The sequence below is a fragment of the Rhodococcoides kyotonense genome, from assembly GCF_001645385.1.
In the GTDB taxonomy this organism is placed as follows: Bacteria; Actinomycetota; Actinomycetes; order Mycobacteriales; family Mycobacteriaceae; genus Rhodococcoides; species Rhodococcoides kyotonensis_B.
On record NZ_LVHI01000001.1, the window covers coordinates 257,864 to 280,319 of the forward strand.

Consider the following 22,456-nt stretch of genomic DNA (forward strand, 5'->3'; position numbering starts at 1 on the left):
ACCCCGTCGTCACCCTTCCGGATGCCTTCTGAGCTCCAATCCGATCTGCTCGGCATCCAACACGTTGAGCGCCTTTTCCAACGATTCCGCGTCGAACAAGCCGTCGTCGCGGGCGTCGAGCAGGGCAGTCCGCTGCGCGGAGATCTGCTCCCACCTGCTCTGCCCGTCCAACGGTGCTGCCGCCTCGGCCAGCAGGCGTCGAATTCCCTCGCGTTGCGCGTCGTCCTCCTCCGTCTCCTCGGCGCCCGTCGGCGTCACCCAACCCACGACGCGTTTCAGTGTGCCGCCCTGCAGGAGAAGTGAACCGACGGCGACGAGGAATGCGACGAGAACGAGCAGCGATCGCGCAGGCGTGTCCTCGGGAAGAGTCTGCGCGGCAGCCAACGTGACGGCACCACGCATCCCGGCCCACACGACGACGGTGCCGTCGCGCCAATCCAGAGGCGCGGCGAGGAAGTAGTCGATGTCGGCGAGTCCGCGGCGTATCCGAGTGCGGAAGCGAGCGATCTGACTTTCCGACGCCTGACGACGTCCGCGAAACAGGTAGGTCTCACCGTCTCCGTCGAGGCGGCCTGCGGCGTCGTACAGCTTGGGCTTCAAGCGTTCGAAACGAGCTGCACGTCGGCGAAGCAGGCGAATCAGCGGTGCGACGAACGCGGCGCGCACGAGGATGGTGACGATTAAGGCACCTGCGGCCACGAGTGCCGCTGTTCCGATGCCGCGGTGGTCGTCGTTGACGTCGGCGACGATCGTGGACAGTTCGAGTCCCATCGTCAGGAACACGGCGCCTTCCAGCACCAATTCGACTGCCCGCCAGTTCTGGGTGTCCGACAGCCGGTGTCGCGGCGACAGCGATCGAGGCGCGCCGTGGCCGGTGACGAGACCGGCGACGACGGCTGCGACGAGCCCGGACGCGCCCAGTTCCTCGGCAGGAACGGCCGCGAGGAAGGGAACGGTGAAGGAGATGACGGTGTTGACCGTCGAATCGGTGACTTTCGAACGAATCTTCAGATTGAGATGCCCGACGACGAGCCCGATGACGGCTGCAACGGCGACGGCGAACACGAAGTCGCCGATGACTCCCAGCAGTGACACCGACGCGGCGGCACCGGCGATCGCGGTGCGCAGCAGCACGAGTGCGGTGGCGTCGTTCAACAGACCCTCGCCCTCGAGTATCGACACGACCCGTTTGGAGACCGGTAGGCCGCGAACTATGGACGTCGCGACGGCGTCGGTCGGACTCACGATTGCTCCCAGCGCGATACCCCACCAGATGTTCAGATCCGGGATGACACAGCTGAAGAACGAGCCGAGCACGATGGCGCTGATGACGACGAGCAGCACCGACAAGCCACCGATCGCACCGAACTCGCGTCTGAAATCCATCGTCGGCATCGACACCGACGCCGAATAGAGCAGCGGCGGAAGCACTCCTGCGAGAATCCACTCGGGGTCGATCTCCACGTCGGGCACGAAGGGCATCAAGCTGATGCCGATGCCGAGGAGTACCAGGAGCAGGGGAGCGGCGACGCCGATTCGCTCGCCGAGCATCGATGCCGCGGCGATCGCGAGCAGGCCTGCGACCATCACGATCAAAATGTCCACACCCGGATCCTTTCAGGAGAACAAGTCCAGATACGACGAAGGGCCCCGAGCGTGCGCTCGGGGCCCTTCGGTGGTGTGAATCAGTTGGATGCGGCCTCACGACGCGGCAGCTTCCAGCCGGGTCGCACGAAATGGCACGTGTACCCGGTGGGGTAGTTCTGCAGGTAGTCCTGGTGTTCCGGTTCGGCCTCCCAGAACGGGCCCGCAGCGGTGACCTCGGTGACGACCTTGCCCGGCCACAGGCCCGACGCGTCGACGTCGGCGATCGTGTCGAGAGCCACCTGCTTCTGCTCGTCGCTGGTGTAGAAGATCGCGGAGCGGTAGCTCATGCCGACGTCGTTGCCCTGACGGTTCTTCGTCGACGGATCGTGGATCTGGAAGAAGAACTCGAGCAGGTCACGGAACGAGATGACCGACGGGTCGAACACGATCTCGACCGCTTCGGCGTGTGTGCCGTGGTTGCGGTAGGTGGCGTTCGGAACGTCGCCGCCCGAGTATCCGACGCGAGTCGACACGACCCCGGGCTGGTGCCTGATCAATTCCTGGGCTCCCCAGAAGCATCCTCCGGCGAGGATGGCGGTTTCGGTCGTTGCAGTCACTTCTGCGCTCCTTCGTCTGGCTGTGCATCGTCAGTTGTCTCGAACTGCGCGCGGTATTCACCGTAGCCCTCGGCCTTCAACCGATCCACCGGCACGAACCGCAGGGCCGCCGAGTTCATGCAGTAGCGAAGTCCGCCCTCGTCCTTCGGCCCGTCCGTGAACACGTGGCCCAGGTGCGAATCGCCTGTTGCGGATCGGACCTCGGTACGCATCATCAGGTGGCTGTAGTCTCGCTTCTCCACGACGCTCCGCGCGTCGAGTGGTCGGGTGAAACTCGGCCAGCCGGAGTGGGTGTCGTATTTGTCGGCCGACGAGAACAGCGGCTCACCGGTGACGACGTCGACGTACAAGCCGGGTTCGTGGTTGTCCCAGTATTCGTTGTCGAAGGCTCGCTCGGTGCCGTTCTGCTGCGTGACGCGGTACTGCTCCGGCGTCAGCCGTTCGATGGCGCTCGAATCCTTCGCGTAGGTGCGCGACATGTGCCGTCCTTCCTGCTGGGTGGGGCATCGAAGTCCCATCGAGGTAAACGTCGCGCAGGCGTCGATATTCCCAGTTCGCGACGCCGGAGGGGCATCGGGATTCGACGCGCTGCGTAGGCTGACCGAATGGCATTGGTTTCGGATCGACTGTGGCGGGCTCTCGGACGTTCGGCACAGAAGAACCAGTCGCGTTCTCGGAGCACCGTCGATCAGGCGTCCGACCTCGCGTCCTGGGCGACGGACCTGACCGACGCCGAGATCGCCGACACGGCCACGAGTCTGCGCGTCGCCGATGCGGGCAAGTTGGACGTACCTCGCTACTTGGCCCTCGTTCGCGAAGCCGCCGACCGATCCATCGACATGCGACCGTTCGACGTCCAGTTGCTCGGGGCAGTCCGCATGCTGGAGGGCGACGTCGTCGAGATGGCCACCGGTGAGGGCAAGACCCTCGCCGGAGCCGTGGCCGCCGTCGGGTACGTGCTGTCCGGTCGTCACGTCCATGTGATCTCGATCAACGACTTCCTCGCGCAGCGCGACGCAACGTGGATGGGCCCGCTGTTCGAAATCCTCGGCATCAGCGTCGGGTGGATCGCCGAATCGTCGACGCCCGAGCATCGACGCAACGCCTACGGGTGCGACGTCACCTACGCGTCGGTCAACGAGATCGGATTCGACGTCTTGCGTGACCATCTCGTCGACGACGTCGCACAGCTGGTGACGCCGACGCCCGACGTCGCGCTGATCGACGAGGCCGACTCCGTTCTCGTCGACGAGGCACTCGTGCCTCTGGTGCTGGCCGGTTCGGTGTCGACCGATGTGCCTGCCGAGAAGGTGTTCGACGCAATTCGGTTGCTGGACGAGGGAATCGACTACGACACCGACGCCGATGGGCGCAACGTGTTCCTCACCGACGTCGGTGCGACGCGCGTCGAGAAAGAACTCGGCGGCATCGACCTGTACTCCGAGGACCACGTCGGGACGACGCTCGTCGCAGTGAACGTGGCCCTGCACGCGCAGGTTCTGGTCAAGCGCGACGTGCACTACATCGTGCGCGACGGACGCGTCCAGTTGATCAACGCCTCCCGCGGCCGCGTCGCCGAATTGCAACGGTGGCCGGACGGTTTGCAGGCTGCCGTCGAGACGAAGGAACGACTGACGCAGACCGAGACCGGAGAAATTCTGGACACCATCACCGTGCAGGCACTGATCGGCCGATACGCGACGGTGTGCGGCATGACCGGCACGGCATTGGCAGCGGGCGAACAACTTCGGACGTTCTACGGCCTCGGCGTGTCGGTCATTCCGCCGAATCAACCGAACGTTCGCGTCGACGAACCGGATCGCGTCTACGACACGGTCGCCAACAAGAATGCGGCCGTGGTCGAATTCGTGAAGGAAGTACACGCGACGGGCCAGCCCGTTCTGATCGGCACCCATGACGTCGCCGAATCGGAATCTCTGGCATCACTTCTCGACGACGCGGGCGTGTCTGCCGTCGTGCTCAACGCCAAGAACGACGCCGAGGAGGCGACGGTCATCGCGAAGGCGGGTGTCCGCGGCGCAGTCACGGTGTCGACGCAGATCGCCGGACGCGGCACGGACATCAAGCTCGGCGGTCCCGAGGGCGTCGAGGACGCATCGGTGAAGGCTGCAGTCGTCGAACTGGGCGGGCTGCTCGTCGTGGGAACGGGTCGGCACACGACAGAACGTCTCGACGATCAGCTCCGCGGACGTGCAGGCAGACAGGGTGATCCCGGCCGATCGGTGTTCTTCTCGAGCTGGGAGGACGACGTCGTCACGGCGAACCTCGGCCCGAAGGAACAGCCCAAGCAACACGACGAGACCGGCTTGATCACTGCGGGACGTGTCGCCGACAAGATCGATCACGCGCAACGCATCGCCGAGGGCGCCATGCTCGACGTGCACTCGCGCACATGGAAGTACAACGAACTGACCGCGCAGCACCGAGAAATTCTCGACAGCAGGCGTGCGTCGTTGCTGACCACCGACGAGGCGCTGGAACTGCTCGCGTCGGCTGCTCCCGACCGGGCGGCAGAGCTTCGTCGGACGCTGGACGAGGACGTTCTCGTCGTTGCCGCCCGTCGAATCGTGTTGTACCACTTGGATCGTGCGTGGTCCGATTACCTCGCGCACCTCGCCGACGTCCGGGAGAGTATTCACCTCCGTGCGTTGGGTCGCGAGAATCCGTTGGACGAGTATCACCGCATCGCGGTCGACGCGTTCAAGACCGTCTCGTCGAAGGCGATCGAGCAAGCGGTCTCGACGTTCGAGAACGCCGAGATCACCTCGGAGGGAATCGATCTCGATACCGAAGGTCTGCACCGTCCGACGTCGACGTGGACCTACATGGTGCACGACAACCCGTTCGCGGGCACTGCGGCGAACCGTTCCGGCCTCGGTGTGATCTTCGGCGGCTAGTCACGCCTGACCGCGCAGGTTGCAGTGAGTGCGCGCGTTGCAACGTGCGCATTCGCTGAAAAGTGCGCGATGAACCAGCGAAATCTAGACCCGCTCGTCCGCCCCGAGTGCATGCCGCACGCCGTCGACGAACAAGCCGAGTCCGAACTCGAATTTGCTTGTCGGATCCGGACTTTCGAAGAGGGGCGACGCGTCGTCGGCAAGTGCGCCGACCGAATCCATCTGCATGCGCGACTGTTCGTCGACCGTCTGCCCGAGGATGTAGTACAGCAGTGTGTCCGCCGTCAGTTCGGCGTGGCCGCGGGCCATTCCGGCCCGAATGCACACGGCCGCAATGCGTTCGCGCACTCGGTTGGTAGTCAGCCGCGACGCGTAGGTCGCGGCGACGAGCTCGGCGCCGTCACGGTGCGACAGCAATGCGTTGCGTAGGCGGTGGGCGAGTTCCAGTAGTTGCTCGTCCCACTGTGCGGCCTCGACCGGGGTGTCGACGCCTGCCAGCAGATGATCGGCGATGGCGCCCAGCAACGTCTGCTTGTCCTTGAAGTGCCAGTAGAGCGCGCCGGGCTGCACGTGCAACGACGTCGCAAGCCGGCGCATCGTCAGGTCGCCCAGGCCGTACTCGTCGAGGATCGCGATCGCGCCGTCGAGAACGTCCGCTCTGCGCAGTTGCACTCCCTGACTCCTGTCCGTGTGTCGGCCTTTGACATTAACCGACGCCCAGCATAGCTTGAACGGCGTTCAACTTGAACAGTGTTCAAGAGCGTCTAGACGAGGAGCAGCCCATGACTCAGGTATCGACCGACGTTCTCGAAACCGCGCGGATGCAGGTGCTGCGCGACGGGGTCGGCCTGACCGAGGCGCAGGTGCTCGAGGTACTGAACCTGCCCGACGAACGCCTGGACGAGCTGCTGGCGCTGGCGCACGAGGTGCGCATGGCGTGGTGCGGTCCCGAGATCGAGGTCGAGGGCATCGTCAGTCTGAAGACGGGCGGGTGCCCCGAGGACTGCCATTTCTGCTCGCAGTCGGGGCTGTTCGAATCTCCGGTTCGGGCTGCGCGGCTCGATATTCCGAGCCTCGTCGAGGCGGCCAAGCAGACGGCGAAGACGGGCGCCACGGAGTTCTGTATCGTCGCCGCGGTTCGCGGTCCGGACGAGCGTCTGCTCGCGCAGGTCGCCGCGGGCATCGAGGCGATTCGCAACGAGGTCGAGATCGACATCGCGTGCTCGCTCGGCATGCTGACCCAGGAGCAGGTCGACCGCCTGGTCGAGATGGGGGTCCACCGGTACAACCACAATCTGGAGACCTCGCGTTCCTACTTCCCGAACGTCGTGACGACCCATACCTGGGAAGAGCGGATGGGCACGCTGCGGATGGTGCGCGACGCGGGCATGGAGGTGTGCTGCGGCGGAATCCTCGGTATGGGGGAGTCGCTCGAGCAGCGCGCCGAGTTCGCGGCGGACCTGGCCTCGCTCGAACCGGACGAAGTGCCACTGAACTTCCTCAACCCACGTCCCGGCACACCGTTCGGCGAGCTCGAGGTTCTGCCGGCATCGGAGGCGTTGCGCGCGGTCGCAGCGTTTCGCCTTGCTCTGCCGCGCACCATTCTGCGATTCGCAGGCGGCCGCGAGATCACGCTCGGAGACCTCGGTGCGCAGCAGGGAATCCTCGGTGGCATCAACGCCGTCATCGTCGGCAACTACCTGACGACGCTCGGTCGACCCGCAGAACAGGACCTCGACCTTCTGGATTCCCTGCGGATGCCGATCAAAGCGCTGAATTCGACCATCTAAAGTGGGTTCGGTGACCAGCGAGCTTCGCTACAACCCCTTCACCGGTCAGCCCGTCGTACCCGGCGTCATCGACTCGATGCCCGCCGCGGCCCGTCTCGGCCTCGAACCTGCTCGATTCTGTCGCGACTGCGGCCGCCGCATGGTCGTGCAGATCGTGCCCGACGGCTGGTCGTCCACGTGCTCGCGGCACGGCGTCGTCGACTCGACGTCGCTCGAGCGGAGGTAGACGCGTGTCGAACGAGGGAGTCGGAGCACGGACGACGGTCAGGACGTCGCTCGTCGCCGTCGTCGCATCCGTGGTGGTGGGCGCCCTCGCCGGCCTCCTGTGGTCGATACTCGCGCCGACGGAACAGTTCGTGGTCGTCGTTCCCGGTCAGGGTGCAGCGCTGACGGGAGAAAGCCTGCACCGATTCGATTCCCTCGCGTTGTTCGGCTGCATCTCGTTCGTGTGCGGCGTGCTGCTCCCCGTCGCGTTCTGGACGCGCAAGGCCGCCCGCGGTCCGGTCCTGTTCCTGGGAATGCTGGCGGGTGCCGTTCTCGGCGCGCTGGCGATGCTCGGTATCGGAGTGTGGGTCGCCGGGTTACTGCACGCGCGGCCGCAGGATCCGGCCGTCGGATCGGTCGTCGAGGTGGCACCGGGGATCGGATCCCTGTTGGCCCTCGTGATCCAGCCGCTCGTGACGTCGCTCGTCGTCGTACTGCTCGCCGCGATGAATCCGCACGACAACCTGATGTACACACCCGTCGACGAGTCGATCGAACCGGACGACGTCGCACTCGAGAAGGATCACGCCTGACCGGGCGGTCTCAGAGCGGCGAACTCGTCGGTGACGCGCAACGACGCGTCGGCGAATCGGTAGAGCGCAGGCGGGCGGCCACCGGCCTTGCCCGGCGGCGCAGTCTTTCCCGTCGCTTCGAGCACTTTCCGTCGCGCCAGCACGCGCTGCAGATTGGTCGCGTCGACCTGATAGTCCAGAGCTGCCGCGTAGATTTCGCGCAGCGTCGACATCGCGAACTCGACGGGAGCGAGTGCGAACGCGATGTTGGTGTACGACAGCTTCGCGACGAGACGAGCCCGCGCGTGCCGCACGACTGTGCCGTGATCGAACGCCGTCTCGGGTAGGCGAGCAACCGGATGCCACGCCGTGTCAGGCGGCAGTGTGGGGTCCGACGAGATGGGGACGAGGCCGAGGAAGTTCGACGCGATTCGGCGGTCGCCGGGGACGCGGTCGGGGTCGGAGAAGATCGACAGCTGCTCGAGATGCGCGACCGTCCGCACGTCCACCTTCTCGGCGAGCTGCCGACGCGCCGACGTCGAGAGGTCTTCGTCGTCGCCGAGAACCCCGCCGGGGAGTGACCAAGATCCCAGGTCGGGCTCTTGCGCTCGTTGCCAGAGGAGGACGGCGAGTTCGGGGCCGTGGCCTGCGGAAAAGGTTCGCACCTGGAACACCGCGATGAGCACTTCGTGCACAGTGCTACGATGAGTCATGTTTTCGATTGTAAGTCGAAAACCCCTACGGAGGAAATCCGGACGAAGGTGACGTCACCACGACGACATTGTGCAGCCGGGTGATCGGTGAAGGAGTACCGAAATGACGAGCACTGCATTCCGTCTCGACACTGCTGTCGACCTGGGCGAGATCGTCGACGGCCCGGCGGGATACGGGGGAGTCGAACCGACCGAGGAGTGGGCCGCGGAGGTCAAGCGGTTGGCGAGGTTGCGTGGCGCGACGCTTCTGGCGCACAACTACCAGCTTCCGGCGATCCAGGACGTCGCGGACTTCGTCGGTGACTCTCTCGCGCTGTCGCGTGTCGCCGCCGAGGTGCCCGAGAACGAGATCGTGTTCTGCGGCGTGCACTTCATGGCCGAGACCGCGAAGATCCTCAGCCCGTCCAAGACCGTACTGATCCCGGATCAGCGCGCCGGATGCTCGCTCGCCGATTCGATCAGCGCCGATCAGCTGCGCGAGTGGAAGGACGAGTTCCCCCACGCGGTCGTCGTCTCGTACGTCAACACGACGGCCGAGATCAAAGCCCTCACCGACATCTGCTGCACGTCGAGCAACGCCGTCGAGGTCGTCGAGTCGATCGACCCGAGTCTCGACATCCTGTTCCTGCCGGACCAGTTCCTCGGCGCACACGTCAAGCGCGTGACCGGCCGCGAGAACCTGCACATTTGGGCGGGCGAGTGCCACGTGCACGCCGGCATCAACGGTGACGAGCTCGCCGCCAAGAGCCGCAGCCTGCCCGACGCCGAACTGTACGTGCACCCCGAGTGCGGCTGCGCGACGTCGGCTCTGTATCTCGCGGGCGAGGGCTTCGTGGCGCCCGACAAGGTCAAGATCCTCTCGACCGGCGGCATGCTCGACGCGGCCCGCGACACCGGTGCACGGCAAGTGCTCGTCGCGACCGAGATCGGCATGCTGCACCAGCTGCGCCGTGCCGCGCCGAACGTCGACTTCCAACCGGTGAACGACCGTGCGTCGTGCGGCTACATGAAGATGATCACCCCCGCAGCCCTGCTGCGATGCCTCGTCGAAGGCAAGGACGAGGTGCACGTGGATCTCGACACCGCTCACGTCGCGAGCAAGTCGGTGCAACGGATGATCGAGATCGGCACACCCGGCGGCGGCGAGTGACACCGTCCGTCGGGGGAGCCGAGCCGTCGATCGGTTGGGAAGCTTCGGCGGACCTGGTGGTCGTCGGCGGCGGCGTGGCCGGACTCAGCGCGGCGATCTCGGCGACACGGCGTGGACTGCGCGTCGTGACCCTTGCCAAGGGCGACGCGTCGGGCACCTCGACGCAGTACGCACAAGGCGGCATCGCTGTTCCTGGCACGGCTGCCGAGGGCGACTCCGTCGATTCGCATGTGCACGACACGTGCGAAGCCGGCGTCGGTCTGTGCGACGAGGACGCGGTTCGATCGATCGTCGAGGCGGGGCCCGCGGCGCTGTCGATGCTCGAGTCGCTCGGTGCCGTCTTCGATCGTGGTGTCGACGGCGCCCGCGCCCGCACCAGGGAAGGCGGCCACCGCGTCCGACGCATCGTCCATGCGGGCGGTGACGCCACAGGCGCGGAAGTGCAACGTGCACTGAGCGATTCGATGCCGTCCGTTCTCCACGGGACCTCGGTGATCCGCGTGCTCGTCGATCGCGGCGACGTCGTCGGAGTGCTGGCGCACTCGGCGGCCGGGTACGGCGTCGTGCATGCCCCTGCCGTGCTGTTGGCGACGGGCGGGCTCGGACAGCTGTTCTCGTGCAGCACCAATCCGCCGGAGGCGACCGCGGACGGTATCGCGTTGGCGCTCGACGCAGGCGCGGAGATCATGGATCTGGAATTCGTTCAGTTCCATCCGACGGTGTTGTTCGCCCCCGGGTCGACCGGCCGCAGACCTCTCGTGAGCGAGGCGGTTCGGGGAGAGGGCGCACATCTGGTCGATCTCACCGGTATCCGCTTCGTGGCGGACAGTCATCCGCTGGGGGATCTCGCGCCGCGTGACGTCGTCTCGCGGGCGATCGCCGAGCGGATGCGCCTCACCGGCAGCGACCACGTGATGCTCGACGCTCGGGCCATCCGTCACTTCCACACGCGGTTCCCGACCGTCACCGCGTCGTGCCTCGCGGCAGGCATCGATCCGCTGGACGACCTGATTCCGATCGCGCCCGCTGCGCACTACTCGTGCGGAGGCGTCGCGACGGACGTGTGGGGACGAACCAGTGTCCCAGGCCTTTTCGCGGCCGGCGAGGTCGCGCGAACAGGGTTGCACGGCGCGAATCGGCTCGCGTCGAACAGCTTGCTGGAGGGTTTGGTCGTCGGTGAACGCGCGGGAATCGCCGCAGCGGAACGCCGCGGACGGCGTGCCGAGATCGGGGACGTCTCGCTGCCGTCGACCGCGAGTATGCCTCGGGCGACTCTGCAGGCACTCATGACCGAGAACGCAGGCGTCGTACGGGATGCCGAGGGTCTCGAGACCGTCGTGCGTGCTCTGGACGGCGCACGTGCCGTCGAGATGCACGAGAAGGTATGGGAGGACGCAGCATTGACGACGGCCGCGTCGGTTCTCGCGCTGGCGGCGTCGGCCCGCGAGGAAAGCCGCGGCTGCCATACGCGGCGTGACTGTCCGGACATGTCGTCGGCGCGAAGCAGCCGCGTTCGTCGAGACGAAGCAGGCGACATCGAGATACGCGGTGTCGAAGAATTGACGGGAGTAGGTCGACAGTGAAGGAACAGACGGTGACCGAACTGGCGAAACAGGGACTCGATCCGGAGGAGATTGGTGCGCTCGTACGTGTAGCCCTGGACGAGGATCTGCGATTCGGACCGGACGTGACGACGACAGCTACCGTGAGCGCCGACGCCGTCGCGACCGCCTCGGTCGTCGCTCGCCAGCCGGGCACCGTCGCCGGCATCGACGTCGGTCTCGTGGTTCTCGACGAGGTGCTCGAAGCGTACGAGGTGACGGACCGAGTCTCGGACGGGTCGACAGTCGTTCCGGGACAATCGGTTCTGACCATCACCGCGCCGACGCGCGGCTTGCTGACGGCCGAGCGGACGATGCTCAACCTGATCTGTCACCTGTCCGGAATCGCGACTGCAACCGCGGCGTGGGTGGCCGAAGTGGCCGACACCGACACGAAGATCCGCGACAGTCGCAAGACTCTGCCCGGCCTTCGCGCGCTGCAGAAGTACGCGGTCCGCGCGGGAGGCGGCGTCAACCATCGCATGGGCCTCGGCGACGCGGCGCTCATCAAGGACAATCACGTCGCCGCGGCGGGATCGGTCGTCGCGGCATTGAATGCCGTGCGGGCTCTCGCGCCGGACCTCGAATGTGAGGTCGAGGTCGACAGTCTCGAGCAGCTCGATGAGGTGCTCGCCGAGGATGTGGCGCTGGTTCTGCTGGACAATTTCCCGCTGTGGCAGACGCAGATGGCTGTGCAGCGCCGCGACAAGGTGGCACCGCAGACCAAGCTGGAGTCGTCGGGAGGTCTGACGATCGATGTCGCGCACGACTACGCGAAGACCGGGGTCGACTACCTGGCCGTCGGCGGCCTCACGCATTCGGTGACGGTCCTCGACCTCGGGTTGGACATGTAGGTTCACCCTTTTTCGGCATCGTTGGTCCGCGGCAGCCGTCTTTTCGATGCCGCGGACCATCGATGCCGAGGGCGTCGGCTAAATTCGAGAGTGATGGTCGAAAATCAGAGCGTACGGCTGGACAGCTGGGTCTGGGCGGTGCGGCTGTTCAAGACCCGTTCGGACGCGGCGAGCGCATGCCGGGCGGGTCATGTCCGCGTGAACGGCACGCCTGCGAAGCCCGGTCTGCGTATCGGCCCCGACGACGAGATCCGTCTCCGCGTCGGCGGGCTGGAGAAGATCGTCGTGGTGACGCGACCGATTGCGAAACGCGTCGGCGCGTCCGTCGTTCCGCAATGCCTGATCGACCGTAGTCCGCCTCCGCCGTCCAAGGAGATCCTCGCGTCCGTTCCGCGACGCGATCGAGGTGCGGGAAGGCCCACCAAGCGAGAACGACGCGAGACCGACAAGCTGCGGGGGCTGGGTTAGCCCCGCTTGCCGCGCTTGCTGGGCGGTGAGCCCTTGCGTCCCTTGGAGGCAGTCGGCTGCGGCTTCTTCTTCGGCGCCGCCTTCTTGCGGGTCTGCGCTGCCGGTGTCGTCGACCCACGCGAACTGCGAACCGACCTCCCGCGCACGATGCCGACGAATTCCTCCACCAATTCGGTCGTCCGATCCGTCGGCCACGCAACGGCGATCGGCGACGACGCCACACCGTCGACCGGCCGGTAGACCAGGTCGCGTCGACTGTGCAGCCGTGCGATGGACTGCGGTACGACCGCGATGCCCAGCCCGGCAGCCACGTATTCGAACAGCTGCGCGTTCGACTCGACCTCGATCGGCGCCAGGCGGGAACCGTCGGCGATTTCCGTTGCGACGGAAGCCCACTCGGGAACTTCGTCCGCGTCCTGCAGGAGGTGCTCGTCGGCGAGATCCGTCACCGGCACACGGTCGTACGCCGCCACCGGGTGATCTTTGGGCACGACGACGACGAGCTGTTCCTCGTACAGCGTGATGATGCTCCGGCCGTCGCGGTCGATGGGCAACCGCACGAAACAGACGTCCGCGGACTCGTCGGCGAGCGGGAGGAGTTGAGTCTCGACGGTGGTCGGGACCAGTCGCAGTTCGACGTCGGGGATGCGCTCGGCCCAGATCCGCGTCCACTTCGTCAGCGTGACGCCCTCGGTGTATCCGATCGTGAAGGTGGGATCGGTTCGCGCCGCTGCCTCGGCGGCGACGCGCTCTTCGTCCTCGGCCACGAGGCGACGCGCCTCGAGGAGGAATTCGGCCCCCTGTTCGGTGAGCTGTGTCGGCGACGCCCCGGGGACGAACAGCGAAAAACCCAGGCTTTCCTCGAGATCGATGACGGTGCGGCTGAGCCGAGTTCGAGCGATGTTCAGCGACTTCGCCGCCCGCGCGAAGTGCAGTTCCTCGGCTACGGCGATGTACCAGCGGAGGTCACGGACGTCGAAGTTCACAGTCGTCACAGTAGGCGAGGGCCGAGGCGCTGCTCGGAGTCGGTGGCATTCGGGGCAGTTTTCTACCGATAAGCTGTACCGGTGAGCCCGGAGAAGAACCCGCAGTACATGAAGCCCCTGACCGCGGCGAACAAGCTCGGTATCTACCTGCAGGCAGCCCCCGACGAATTCCAGAACACACCGCTGACCCGGTCGGATCTGGAGGCGCTCCGCAAGGATCCGCCCGCATGGCTGACCGAGCTGCAGACGAACGGCCCGTTCCCGAAGGACGTCGTCGCCCGCAAGCTGGGTGTGTCGATCGCGGGACTGGCCCGCGCCGAGATCACCGACGCGCTGACCGCGTCGCAGATCGCCGAACTACTCGAGGATCAGCCGGACTGGTTGGTCAAGGAACGCCGCACCCAAGCCGAGGTGCGTGCCGAAGCCGAGCGAGTGAAGGCCAAAGAAGAGGCGCGACGCGCCGCGACGAACCGGCCCGCGAAGAACCGCTAGTCACCGAAGGCCGATGACCCCGTCGAGGTACGACCACGCCCCGTCGACACGTACGAAACGGCTGCGTTCGCGCAGCACACCGTTGCCGTCGGGGTGCTTGTAGTAGGCGCTGAACTCGACGATGCCTTCGTCGTCGAGCAGGCCGCCTGCCCGGGTGTCGTGTATCTCCAGGCGGTACCACCGCTGTTGTGGATCGAGTGCGAGGTCGTGCGGCGCCGTCGTCGGGTGCCAGGTGCGACGCAGGTACTCCTCGTCGCCGACGGCAAAGGCGCTGTACCGCGACCGCATCAGATGTTCCGCGGTCGGCGGCGTCGATTCCCCGCGCAGGTAGGGACCGCAGCATGCGTCGAACGGCTCGCCGCGTAGGCAGGGGCAGACGGTGCTCACGACAACCTCCCGATCAGGCCGCGGGTGCGGCGCGTCGGATCGTGGCCAGGAACGACGCCGCGACGAAGAACAACCCGGCGAACGTGCGGTTGACGCCGACCTGCTGACGACGCGACCGCATCACGCGCAGCACGCGTGAGGCCAGCGACGTGTAACCCGTCATCACCAGCATGTCGACGGCGACCATCGTCGCGGCGATGACGAGGTACTGCGGCAGCAGGGGACTCGACGGATCGAGGAACTGGGGGAGCACCGCGAGCATGAACACGACGGCTTTCGGGTTGCTCGCGTTGACGAGGAACCCGCGCACGAGCATCGTGACACCACGATCGGCGACGGGCGTCGCGCCGTCGATCTCGGTGGGGGCCGCGCGCCACTGGCGAATGCCGAGGTAGACGAGGTAGGCGACGCCGAACCATTTGATGACGGTGAACGCGAGCGCCGAGTTGGCGAGAACCGCGCCCAGACCGACGGCGACGATGGCGATCTGCAGGAGCAACCCGATCTGCAGGCCGAAGATGTTCCAGTATCCGCGTCGGAGTCCGTGGCGAAGGCCGGTCGACATCGACGCGATCGCTCCCGCGCCGGGGGAGAGACTGATGACGACGCTCGCGCCGAGGAAAGCCAGCCACACATGCCAGGTCATCGGCCTATTGAACTATGTGTATGCCGTGCCGGTCGAATCGCCCGAGAGTGAAGTTCTCCGCGCCGGGGTACGTGAGCAGACATGGTTTCGATACGCACGATCGACAGAGGCGACCGCGTCGTGGCTCGCCAGGTGGACGTCAACGCGTCGGCCGAAGAACTGTTCGCGAAGGTGGCGAACCCGCACCGGCATGGAGAGCTCGACGGATCCGGAACCGTGAAGGACACGGTGAACGGCCCCGATCGGCTGAGCCGTGGGGCGAAGTTCTCGGTCGGCATGAAGCAGTACGGGGTGCCCTACAAGATCACGAGCACGGTGACGGATTTCGTCGACGAGAGCACCTCGAAGGTCGTCGAGTGGCGACACCCCATGGGCCACACGTGGCGGTGGGAGTTCGACGAGAAACAGCCCGGCGTCACCACTGTGACGGAGTCGTTCCAGTACGGCACCGCGAAGGCGCCGAAGGTGCTGGAAATCTTCAAGATGCCGCAGCAGAACGCCAAGGGAATCAGTTCGACCCTGGAGAAGCTGGCGCGGCAGTACGCCTGAAAGACGGTGCGGTGAACCGGCGGTGACGGATTCGTCTCGAAATCCGTTCCCGTCGGTTTCGCCCTTTTTCGGTGATACTGTTCGCCGCACCAATCAGTGGACACGGTTGCAGGATGTGGCGGAAGGGATTCATGTGAACACCAGGCGAGCCATCGCGACGTGTACCGCAGCACTGCTGTGTGTGCTCACTCCCTCGATCGCCGGAGTGAGCTCCGCTGCTGCCGAGGACCTTCCGGTCGCTGCCGCGTCGTCCGCCGACGGGTCGTACATCACCTCCGCGACGCGCATCGACGACCGTCAGCTGAAGCTCGAGATCTACTCCGCCGCGATGGACCGCACGATCCCTGTCCAGGTCATGACACCGGCCGACGGCTCGGTGTCCCGGCCGGTGCTTTATCTGCTCAACGGCGCAGGCGGCGGCGAGGACTCGGCGTCCTGGCAGTCGCAGACCGACAGCGTGCAGTTCTTCCAGGACAAGAATGCCTTCGTCGTCACTCCGCAGGAAGGCAAGTGGTCGTACTACACGGACTGGATCGCCGACGACCCGGTTCTCGGCCGCAACAAGTGGCAGACCTTCATCGGCGAGGAGCTGCCGCCGCTGATCGACGCGCAGTTCGACACCAACGGTGTTCAGTCCATCGCCGCACTGTCGATGTCGGGTACCTCCGTGCTGAACCTGGCGATCGCCTACCCCGGCCAGTACCGCGGCGTCGCGGCGTACAGCGGCTGCGCTCAGACGTCGGACCCGCTCTCGCAGCAGTTCGTCAAGCTCGTGGTGGAGACGTACGGCGGCGGCAACGTCGAGAACATGTGGGGTCCGCTCGACGGACCGGTGTGGCGCGAGAACGACCCGATCCTGCACGCCGAGCAGCTGCGCGGCACCGAGATCTACATGAGCACCGGTACCGGCCTTCCCGGCATCCCGCACGACACCCCACTGAACCCGCGCTTTGCCGAGGGCAAGGCCCGGTTGTTCCCCGACCAGCTGATCGTCGGCGGCGGAATCGAAGCCGTCGTCAACTTCTGCACGTCGAACATGGCCAAGGAGCTCTACCGCCTCGGCATCCCGGCCCAGGTCGACTTCCGTCCCGTCGGCACGCACTCGTGGGGTTACTGGCAGGACGACCTGCACGCGTCGTGGCCGATGCTCGCGCGCTCGATGGGAATCTGAGGGGCCGCAGGGATCTAGACTTTTCGGCATGGCAATCGTTCCCGACACGAAGAACTGGACCTGGGTCCTCGAGCGGCAGTGTCCCGACTGCGGGTTCTTCGCCGGCGACGTCTCGTTTCGCGACATCCCCGCATTGATCAGAGCCGACGTCGACGCCTGGGCGGACGTCCTGTCGTCCCCACACGTCGCACAGCGACCGGACGAGCAGACCTGGTCGCGACTGGAGTACGGCGCGCACGTCCGCGACGTCCACCGGAAGTTTCTGACGCGCCTCGATCTGGTGCGTACCGAGGACGACCCTCTGTTCGAGAACTGGGACCAGGACGCGACGGCGATCGAGGACGACTACAACGCGCAGGACCCGGCCACGGTGGCGGTCGAACTCGCCGACGCGGCACGCGCCCTCGCGGACGCGTTCGACGCGGTGCCGGATGCCGATCTGTCGCGAACCGGTCGGCGGAGTGACGGCGCGCGGTTCACCATCCGGACACTGGCGCAGTACTACATCCACGACCCGGTCCATCATCTGTGGGACGTGCGGCGATAGCCGAAAATCACGCGAACTATCCTTGAGTTACACCATACGACTTTCCGAAGGGGTCACTATGCCTGCCCGCATCGAGCTCGCCCGCGTGGATCTACGCGGCCGAACTCCATCCACCGCCGAACTACGCGGCGCTCTCCCACGAGGCGGAGTGGATGTCGACGCGGTGCTGCATCATGTTCGCCCGGTCGTCGACGCGGTCCGCGATCGTGGTGTCGACGCGGCCCTCGAGTACAGCGAGCAGTTCGACGGTGTTCGCCCCGATCGGGTGCGGGTGCCGGCCGAGGCGCTGGTCAAGGCGCTCGACGAGCTCGATCCTACGGTGCGTGAGGCGCTGGAGGTCGCGATCACGCGTACCCGCGTCGTGCATGCAGATCAGCGCCGGACGGACACGACGACCGAGGTCGTCCCCGGGGGCACTGTGACCGAGCGATGGATTCCCGTCGACCGCGTGGGGCTGTACGTGCCCGGTGGTAACGCCGTCTACCCGTCGTCGGTGGTCATGAACGTGGTGCCCGCGCAGACCGCGGGCGTCGGCTCGCTCGTCGTCGCGTCGCCCCCGCAGGCGGAGTTCGGCGGTCTGCCGCACCCGACGATCCTTGCTGCCGCGCAGCTGTTGGGTGTCGACGAGGTGTGGGCTGTCGGCGGTGGCCAGGGCGTCGCTCTGCTGACCTACGGCGGCACCGACACCGACGGCGCCGAGCTGGCCCCGGTGGATCTGATCACCGGCCCCGGCAACATCTACGTCACTGCTGCGAAGCGGTTGTGCCGTGGCGTGGTCGGTATCGACGCCGAGGCGGGCCCGACGGAGATCGCGATCCTGGCCGACGCGTCGGCCGATCCGGTGCACGTGGCAGCGGACATGATCAGCCAAGCCGAGCACGACGTCATGGCGGCAAGTGTGCTGGTGACCACGAGCACCGAACTCGCGGACGCGGTCGACGCGGCGTTGTCGGCCCAGCTGGAATTCACCAGGCATGCCGAGCGAGTGACGACGGCGCTCTCGGGTGCGCAGTCGGGCATCGTCCTGGTCGACGGCATCGACCAGGGGTTGCGCGTCGTCGACGCCTATGCCGCCGAACACCTCGAGATTCAGACCGAGGACGCGTCGGCGGTGGCTGCTCGGGTACGAAGCGCCGGAGCGGTGTTCGTCGGCGCCTGGTCGCCCGTCAGTCTCGGTGACTACTGCGCAGGGTCCAATCACGTGCTGCCGACCGCCGGGTGCGCACGGCACTCGTCGGGGCTCAGCGTGCAGACCTTCTTGCGCGGCATTCACGTCGTCGACTATTCGGAAGCGGCCCTGAAAGATGTTGCAGGTCACGTGATCGCCCTGGCGAACGCCGAGGACCTGCCCGCCCACGGCGAAGCCGTCCGCCTCCGATTCGAAGGACTGACCTCGTGAGTTCCGTTGCCGGCCGGTCTGTTTCGCTCGACGACCTGCCGATCCGAGACAGCTTGCGCGGTAAGTCCGCATACGGTGCGCCGCAGCTGACGGTTCCGGTACAGCTCAACACGAACGAGAACCCGCACCCGCCGACGCAGGCACTCGTCGACGATGTCGCCGAGTCGGTGCGCGTCGCCGCGACTCAGTTGCACCGGTACCCGGATAGAGACGCCGTCGAATTGCGCACTGCGCTGGCCGACTACCTGACGGGACAGACCGGATTCGCCGTCGACGTCGCCAACGTGTGGGCGGCCAACGGCTCCAACGAGATTCTGCAGCAGCTGCTGCAGGCATTCGGTGGACCGGGACGCTCGTCGCTCGGTTTCGTGCCGTCGTACTCGATGCACCCGATCATCTCGTCGGGCACCCAGACCGAGTGGATCGAGGCGATGCGTCGCGACGACTTCTCGCTCGACGTCGACTACGCGGTCTCGGCGATCGAGGCGCGTCAGCCCGACGTCGTGTTCGTGACGAGCCCCAACAACCCGACCGGCCACAGCATCGCCGAGTCCGACCTGCGACGAATTCTCGATGCGGCGGGCGGAATCGTCATCGTGGACGAGGCGTACGCCGAGTTCTCGTCGCTGCGCAGCGCGATCGGGCTGATCGACGACTACCCGACCAAACTCGTCGTGAGCCGCACGATGAGCAAGGCGTTCGCGTTCGCGGGCGGGAGGCTCGGCTACCTCGTGGCAGCTCCTGCCGTCGTCGACGCGATGTTGTTGGTGCGCTTGCCGTATCACCTGTCGGTCGTCACTCAGGCCGCCGCACTCGCGGCGCTGCGGCACGCGTCGGAGACGCTCGGTAGCGTCGCGCAGCTGTCGTCCGAGCGTGACCGCGTGATGGCAGCATTGACGAGCTACGGTTTCGACGTCGTACCGAGCGACGCCAATTTCGTTCTGTTCGGCCGGTTCTCGAACGCTGCTGCCACCTGGAAGCGCTACCTCGACGAGGGCGTGCTGATCCGCGACGTCGGCATTCCCGGATATCTACGCACCACCATCGGACTCGACACCGAGAACGACCGGTTCCTCGACGTCAGTGCACAACTGGTTCGAGACGAACTCGTCACGATCACAACGCAACCGGAGGCCAGCCGATGACCACGGCAGCATCACCCAGGATCGCCCGCATCGAGCGCGCGACCAAAGAGTCCGACATCACCGTCGAACTGAACCTCGACGGCACGGGCACGGTCGACATCTCGACGGGTGTCGCGTTCTTCGATCACATGCTGACGGCGCTGGGTACGCACGCTCGGTTCGATCTCACCGTGCACGCGAAGGGCGACGTCGAGATCGACGCACACCACACCGTCGAGGACACCGCCATCGTGCTCGGTCAGGCGCTCGGCCAGGCGCTCGGCGACAAGTCGGGTATCACCCGCTTCGGCGACGCGTTCATTCCGATGGACGAGACGCAGGTCCACGCATCCGTCGACGTCTCGGGTCGGCCGTACTGCGTGCACACCGGTGAGCCGGACTACCTCGTGCACTCGGTCATCGGCGGCTACCCCGGCGTGCCCTACTCGACGGTCATCAACCGGCACGTGTTCGAGTCGCTCGCGATGAATGCTCGTATCGCGCTGCATGTTCGAGTTCTCTACGGACGCGATCCGCACCACATCACCGAAGCGGAGTTCAAGGCCGTCGCGCGTGCGCTGCGGCAGGCCGTCGAGTTCGACCCTCGGGTCAGCGGGATTCCGTCGACCAAGGGAAGTCTGTGACGTCCGCTTGACGTCGCTGCTGTCCATTCGCGGTCTGCCCGCCGCGATGGCGATGGGTGCTGCCGCGTTCGGGGGATGGGGACTTCTCCTTCCCGTCGTTCCGTTGGCCGTGTCCGTCGCAGGCGGGTCCGACGCCGTCGCCGGCGCGAGTACCGCGATCTTCATGGCGACGACGGTCGCGACACAGCTGTTCGTGCCGCGCATGTTGGCTCGATTCGGTCACCGTCTCGTCCTGGCGGCCGGGTGCATCTTGCTCGGTGCGCCCGCGGCGTCGTTCGCGCTGTCGGTGGACGTGATTCCTGCGCTGAGTGTGTCGGCGGTGCGAGGCATCGGGTTCGGCATGTTGACGGTGGCGGCGTCGGCGCTCGTCGCGGAACTGGCGCCTCCTGCGCAACTCGGTCGTGCGACCGGCGCCCAGGGCATAGCCGTCGCGCTGTCCCAAGCCGTGACGCTTCCCGCCGGGTTGGCGTTGTTCGCGGTGTCCCCGACTTCGGTGTTCCTGATCGGCGCGGCGGTTCCGCTGCTCGGACTCGTGGCCATCGTGTTTCTGCCCCCGATTCGCCCTGTGGTGCCCGCACGCGGCGAGCCGCGGACATCGCGTCGCGGATTCGGACGGCTGCTGATCCCGTGTCTCGCCATCGCGGCCGCGTCGGCGTCGTTCGGCGGGCTGTCGAGTCTGCTGCCGATCGCGGAACCGGGGCGCGAGTCGATGATCGGCGTCGCGCTGTCGGTCGTCAGTGTCGCGATGCTCGTCGGACGCTACGGTGCCGGCGTGATCGCCGACCACATCGGAATCGGTCGGGCACTGGCACCAGCCCTGGCGCTCGTCGGTGGCGGTGTCGCGGTGTTCGCGTTCGCCGTGTTCGAGACCAACCCTGCGGTCGTGTTCATGGCCGCGGCGGTGCTGTTCGGACTCGGGTACGGCGCGACGCAGAACGACAGCTTGGTGATGGCGTTCGACGCCGCGGGCCGCGAGCGCTACAGCCAGGCCAGCGCCGCCTGGAACATCGGATTCGACGCAGGCACCGGCGCGGGCGCGATGACGCTCGGCCTCGTCGTCGGAACAACCGGCTACACCGGCGGATTCGCGATGGTCGCCGTGGTCGCGTTCCTGATGGCCGTGGTGGTGGCGACGTCGCGACGAATGCAGGCGGATAGACTCGGGCCATGAAATCTGTGGCCCTGCTCGACTACGGCTCGGGCAATCTTCACTCGGCCAAGCGCGCACTCGACCGCGTCGGAGCGGACGTCGAGGTGACGAACGACCCCAAGGCCGCTCTGGCTGCGGACGGTCTCGTCGTTCCCGGCGTCGGCGCGTTCGCGGCGTGCATGGAAGGTCTCCTCGGGGTCAAGGGAGACCGCATCATCGGCCAACGCCTCGCAGGCGGACGTCCCGTGCTCGGCATCTGCGTCGGGATGCAGATCATGTTCGAGAGGGGCGTCGAATTCGGCGTGGAGGCCGACGGCTGCGGCGAGTGGCCCGGCACCGTCGAACGGTTGGCCGCACCGGTGCTTCCGCACATGGGCTGGAACACCGTCCGCGCGCCGGAGAAGAGCGTTCTGTTCGACGGTATCGACGCCGACACCCGGTTCTACTTCGTGCACTCCTACGCGGTGCAGAAGTGGACGATGGATGTCGGTGACACCATCGCAGCTCCGCTGTTGACGTGGGCAGACCACGGCGGCGACTTCCTGGCCGCCGTCGAGAACGGCCCGTTGTCCGCTACCCAATTCCACCCGGAGAAGTCCGGTGACGCAGGCGCGGCGCTGCTGAAGAACTGGGTCGACTCGTTGTGATCGGTACGACGGGATGAGCGAGCGAGAGTTCTCGTTCGGGCGCCTCGTTGTCGCCTCTCTCGGCAGTGCCGCTCTCGCGCTGTTGCTCACCACCGTCGTCGTCGCAGTGGTTCGACCTGGTCCGGGCTGGGGTCTGGTGATCGTCGCGATCGGTATCGCCGCGGCAATCACCTCGATGGGCGTCGTCTCCACACGCATGACGCGCCGTGGACTCGGCGACGACGAGTGACCCAGCAGCTC

General features: G+C 66.4%; 26 protein-coding genes. 18 read left to right on the plus strand and 8 right to left on the minus strand.

Going from position 1 to position 22,456, the window contains the following annotated elements:
* Nucleotides 1–9 precede the first annotated feature (9 nt).
* The 3 genes from A3K89_RS01200 to msrB form a co-directional block, all read right to left on the minus strand.
* Complete coding sequence (locus A3K89_RS01200) at nt 10–1,605, minus strand: cation:proton antiporter (protein WP_084423506.1); 1,596 nt, start codon at nt 1,603–1,605, stop codon at nt 10–12.
* An 80-nt stretch (nt 1,606–1,685) separates the two neighbouring features.
* Complete coding sequence (msrA, locus tag A3K89_RS01205; protein ID WP_068420736.1) at nt 1,686–2,204, minus strand: peptide-methionine (S)-S-oxide reductase MsrA; 519 nt, start codon at nt 2,202–2,204, stop codon at nt 1,686–1,688.
* Complete coding sequence (gene msrB, locus A3K89_RS01210; protein ID WP_068420738.1) at nt 2,201–2,683, minus strand: peptide-methionine (R)-S-oxide reductase MsrB; 483 nt, start codon at nt 2,681–2,683, stop codon at nt 2,201–2,203. The genes msrA and msrB overlap by 4 nt, the downstream gene beginning before the upstream one ends.
* Before the next feature lie 126 nt (nt 2,684–2,809).
* Between msrB and secA2 the strand changes: the two genes are divergently transcribed.
* On the plus strand, nt 2,810–5,122 hold the full coding sequence (secA2, locus tag A3K89_RS01215; RefSeq protein ID WP_068420740.1) for an accessory Sec system translocase SecA2: 2,313 nt from the start codon (nt 2,810–2,812) through the stop codon (nt 5,120–5,122).
* An 84-nt stretch (nt 5,123–5,206) separates the two neighbouring features.
* Here the strand turns inward: secA2 and A3K89_RS01220 are convergent, their stop codons facing one another.
* A complete protein-coding gene (locus A3K89_RS01220; RefSeq protein WP_068420742.1) occupies nt 5,207–5,794 on the minus strand; it encodes a TetR/AcrR family transcriptional regulator C-terminal domain-containing protein in 588 nt (195 codons plus the stop codon).
* A 110-nt stretch (nt 5,795–5,904) separates the two neighbouring features.
* On the opposite strand from A3K89_RS01220, the gene bioB reads away from it, so the two are divergent.
* Genes bioB through A3K89_RS01235 form a run of 3 tightly spaced genes read left to right on the plus strand, consistent with a single transcriptional unit; the run spans nt 5,905 to nt 7,709 of the window.
* Entirely contained in the window at nt 5,905–6,912 is a 1,008-nt protein-coding gene (gene bioB / locus A3K89_RS01225; RefSeq protein ID WP_068420744.1) for a biotin synthase BioB, read from the plus strand.
* A 10-nt stretch (nt 6,913–6,922) separates the two neighbouring features.
* On the plus strand, nt 6,923–7,138 hold the full coding sequence (gene bsaP, locus A3K89_RS01230) for a biotin synthase auxiliary protein BsaP (RefSeq protein ID WP_243636768.1): 216 nt from the start codon (nt 6,923–6,925) through the stop codon (nt 7,136–7,138).
* Between the two features lie 4 nt (nt 7,139–7,142).
* Nucleotides 7,143–7,709, plus strand: a complete 567-nt coding sequence (locus tag A3K89_RS01235) for a DUF2567 domain-containing protein (RefSeq protein ID WP_084423508.1) — start codon at nt 7,143–7,145, stop codon at nt 7,707–7,709.
* Here the strand turns inward: A3K89_RS01235 and A3K89_RS01240 are convergent.
* A complete protein-coding gene (locus A3K89_RS01240) occupies nt 7,700–8,401 on the minus strand; it encodes an NUDIX domain-containing protein (protein ID WP_068420748.1) in 702 nt (233 codons plus the stop codon). The two genes, A3K89_RS01235 and A3K89_RS01240, sit on opposite strands and share 10 nt — an antisense overlap.
* Before the next feature lie 103 nt (nt 8,402–8,504).
* Here A3K89_RS01240 and nadA point away from each other — a divergent pair, with 103 nt between their 5' ends.
* The 4 genes from nadA (at nt 8,505) to A3K89_RS01260 (ending at nt 12,474) form a co-directional block, all read left to right on the plus strand.
* Nucleotides 8,505–9,551 (plus strand): quinolinate synthase NadA, encoded by a 1,047-nt coding sequence (nadA, locus tag A3K89_RS01245; protein ID WP_068420750.1) that lies wholly within the window; start codon nt 8,505–8,507, stop codon nt 9,549–9,551.
* Nucleotides 9,548–11,134 (plus strand): L-aspartate oxidase, encoded by a 1,587-nt coding sequence (locus A3K89_RS01250; protein WP_068420752.1) that lies wholly within the window; start codon nt 9,548–9,550, stop codon nt 11,132–11,134. Before nadA ends, A3K89_RS01250 begins: the two co-directional genes overlap by 4 nt.
* An 11-nt stretch (nt 11,135–11,145) precedes the next feature.
* Nucleotides 11,146–12,006, plus strand: coding sequence for a carboxylating nicotinate-nucleotide diphosphorylase (nadC, locus tag A3K89_RS01255; RefSeq protein ID WP_068420970.1), 861 nt, complete (start codon nt 11,146–11,148; stop codon nt 12,004–12,006).
* Between the two features lie 93 nt (nt 12,007–12,099).
* Nucleotides 12,100–12,474 carry an RNA-binding S4 domain-containing protein gene (locus tag A3K89_RS01260; RefSeq protein WP_068420754.1) on the plus strand — a complete coding sequence of 125 codons (375 nt, stop codon included), beginning with the start codon at nt 12,100–12,102 and terminating at the stop codon, nt 12,472–12,474.
* Here A3K89_RS01260 and A3K89_RS01265 read toward each other — a convergent pair.
* Nucleotides 12,471–13,460 carry a LysR family transcriptional regulator gene (locus tag A3K89_RS01265; RefSeq protein ID WP_068420971.1) on the minus strand — a complete coding sequence of 330 codons (990 nt, stop codon included), beginning with the start codon at nt 13,458–13,460 and terminating at the stop codon, nt 12,471–12,473. The two genes, A3K89_RS01260 and A3K89_RS01265, sit on opposite strands and share 4 nt — an antisense overlap.
* An 81-nt stretch (nt 13,461–13,541) precedes the next feature.
* Between A3K89_RS01265 and A3K89_RS01270 the strand changes: the two genes are divergently transcribed.
* Entirely contained in the window at nt 13,542–13,952 is a 411-nt protein-coding gene (locus tag A3K89_RS01270) for a DUF5997 family protein (protein ID WP_068420756.1), read from the plus strand.
* Here the strand turns inward: A3K89_RS01270 and A3K89_RS01275 are convergent, their stop codons facing one another.
* Both A3K89_RS01275 and rhtB read right to left on the minus strand, forming a co-directional pair.
* On the minus strand, nt 13,953–14,339 hold the full coding sequence (locus tag A3K89_RS01275; protein WP_068420758.1) for a YchJ family protein: 387 nt from the start codon (nt 14,337–14,339) through the stop codon (nt 13,953–13,955).
* A gap of 13 nt (nt 14,340–14,352) precedes the next feature.
* Nucleotides 14,353–14,985 carry a homoserine/homoserine lactone efflux protein gene (rhtB, locus tag A3K89_RS01280; protein ID WP_068420760.1) on the minus strand — a complete coding sequence of 211 codons (633 nt, stop codon included), beginning with the start codon at nt 14,983–14,985 and terminating at the stop codon, nt 14,353–14,355.
* Between the two features lie 81 nt (nt 14,986–15,066).
* Here rhtB and A3K89_RS01285 point away from each other — a divergent pair, with 81 nt between their 5' ends.
* The 9 genes from A3K89_RS01285 (at nt 15,067) to A3K89_RS01325 (ending at nt 22,445) form a co-directional block, all read left to right on the plus strand.
* Nucleotides 15,067–15,534, plus strand: coding sequence for an SRPBCC family protein (locus A3K89_RS01285; RefSeq protein WP_068420761.1), 468 nt, complete (start codon nt 15,067–15,069; stop codon nt 15,532–15,534).
* A 133-nt stretch (nt 15,535–15,667) separates the two neighbouring features.
* Entirely contained in the window at nt 15,668–16,705 is a 1,038-nt protein-coding gene (locus tag A3K89_RS01290; RefSeq protein ID WP_371828774.1) for an alpha/beta hydrolase, read from the plus strand.
* A 28-nt stretch (nt 16,706–16,733) separates the two neighbouring features.
* Nucleotides 16,734–17,252 (plus strand): DinB family protein, encoded by a 519-nt coding sequence (locus tag A3K89_RS01295; RefSeq protein WP_068420764.1) that lies wholly within the window; start codon nt 16,734–16,736, stop codon nt 17,250–17,252.
* 58 nt (nt 17,253–17,310) lie between these two features.
* A complete protein-coding gene (hisD, locus tag A3K89_RS01300; RefSeq protein WP_068420766.1) occupies nt 17,311–18,651 on the plus strand; it encodes a histidinol dehydrogenase in 1,341 nt (446 codons plus the stop codon).
* Nucleotides 18,648–19,796 (plus strand): histidinol-phosphate transaminase, encoded by a 1,149-nt coding sequence (locus tag A3K89_RS01305; protein ID WP_068420768.1) that lies wholly within the window; start codon nt 18,648–18,650, stop codon nt 19,794–19,796. The genes hisD and A3K89_RS01305 overlap by 4 nt, the downstream gene beginning before the upstream one ends.
* A complete protein-coding gene (hisB, locus tag A3K89_RS01310; RefSeq protein WP_068420769.1) occupies nt 19,793–20,419 on the plus strand; it encodes an imidazoleglycerol-phosphate dehydratase HisB in 627 nt (208 codons plus the stop codon). Before A3K89_RS01305 ends, hisB begins: the two co-directional genes overlap by 4 nt.
* 46 nt (nt 20,420–20,465) lie before the next feature.
* A complete protein-coding gene (locus A3K89_RS01315; protein WP_068420974.1) occupies nt 20,466–21,590 on the plus strand; it encodes an MFS transporter in 1,125 nt (374 codons plus the stop codon).
* Nucleotides 21,587–22,216, plus strand: coding sequence for an imidazole glycerol phosphate synthase subunit HisH (gene hisH, locus A3K89_RS01320; RefSeq protein ID WP_068420771.1), 630 nt, complete (start codon nt 21,587–21,589; stop codon nt 22,214–22,216). The genes A3K89_RS01315 and hisH overlap by 4 nt, the downstream gene beginning before the upstream one ends.
* A gap of 13 nt (nt 22,217–22,229) precedes the next feature.
* The gene (locus tag A3K89_RS01325) at nt 22,230–22,445 is read left to right on the plus strand and encodes a hypothetical protein (protein ID WP_068420773.1); all 216 of its coding nucleotides are present in this window, start codon (nt 22,230–22,232) and stop codon (nt 22,443–22,445) included.
* The last annotated feature ends 11 nt before the right edge of the window (nt 22,446–22,456 follow it).

Excerpts from the sequence above, each read along its gene's own strand:
- msrB (WP_068420738.1), bottom strand. The coding sequence starts at position 2,683 with ATGTCGCGCACCTACGCGAAGGATTCGAGCGCCATCGAACGGCTGACG.
- secA2 (WP_068420740.1), top strand. The coding sequence starts at position 2,810 with ATGGCATTGGTTTCGGATCGACTGTGGCGGGCTCTCGGACGTTCGGCA.
- bioB (WP_068420744.1), top strand. The coding sequence starts at position 5,905 with ATGACTCAGGTATCGACCGACGTTCTCGAAACCGCGCGGATGCAGGTG.
- A3K89_RS01240 (WP_068420748.1), bottom strand. The coding sequence starts at position 8,401 with ATGACTCATCGTAGCACTGTGCACGAAGTGCTCATCGCGGTGTTCCAG.
- nadA (WP_068420750.1), top strand. The coding sequence starts at position 8,505 with ATGACGAGCACTGCATTCCGTCTCGACACTGCTGTCGACCTGGGCGAG.
- A3K89_RS01260 (WP_068420754.1), top strand. The coding sequence starts at position 12,100 with ATGGTCGAAAATCAGAGCGTACGGCTGGACAGCTGGGTCTGGGCGGTG.
- rhtB (WP_068420760.1), bottom strand. The coding sequence starts at position 14,985 with ATGACCTGGCATGTGTGGCTGGCTTTCCTCGGCGCGAGCGTCGTCATC.
- A3K89_RS01285 (WP_068420761.1), top strand. The coding sequence starts at position 15,067 with ATGGTTTCGATACGCACGATCGACAGAGGCGACCGCGTCGTGGCTCGC.
- A3K89_RS01295 (WP_068420764.1), top strand. The coding sequence starts at position 16,734 with ATGGCAATCGTTCCCGACACGAAGAACTGGACCTGGGTCCTCGAGCGG.
- hisD (WP_068420766.1), top strand. The coding sequence starts at position 17,311 with ATGCCTGCCCGCATCGAGCTCGCCCGCGTGGATCTACGCGGCCGAACT.
- hisB (WP_068420769.1), top strand. The coding sequence starts at position 19,793 with ATGACCACGGCAGCATCACCCAGGATCGCCCGCATCGAGCGCGCGACC.
- A3K89_RS01315 (WP_068420974.1), top strand. The coding sequence starts at position 20,466 with ATGGCGATGGGTGCTGCCGCGTTCGGGGGATGGGGACTTCTCCTTCCC.
- hisH (WP_068420771.1), top strand. The coding sequence starts at position 21,587 with ATGAAATCTGTGGCCCTGCTCGACTACGGCTCGGGCAATCTTCACTCG.
- A3K89_RS01325 (WP_068420773.1), top strand. The coding sequence starts at position 22,230 with ATGAGCGAGCGAGAGTTCTCGTTCGGGCGCCTCGTTGTCGCCTCTCTC.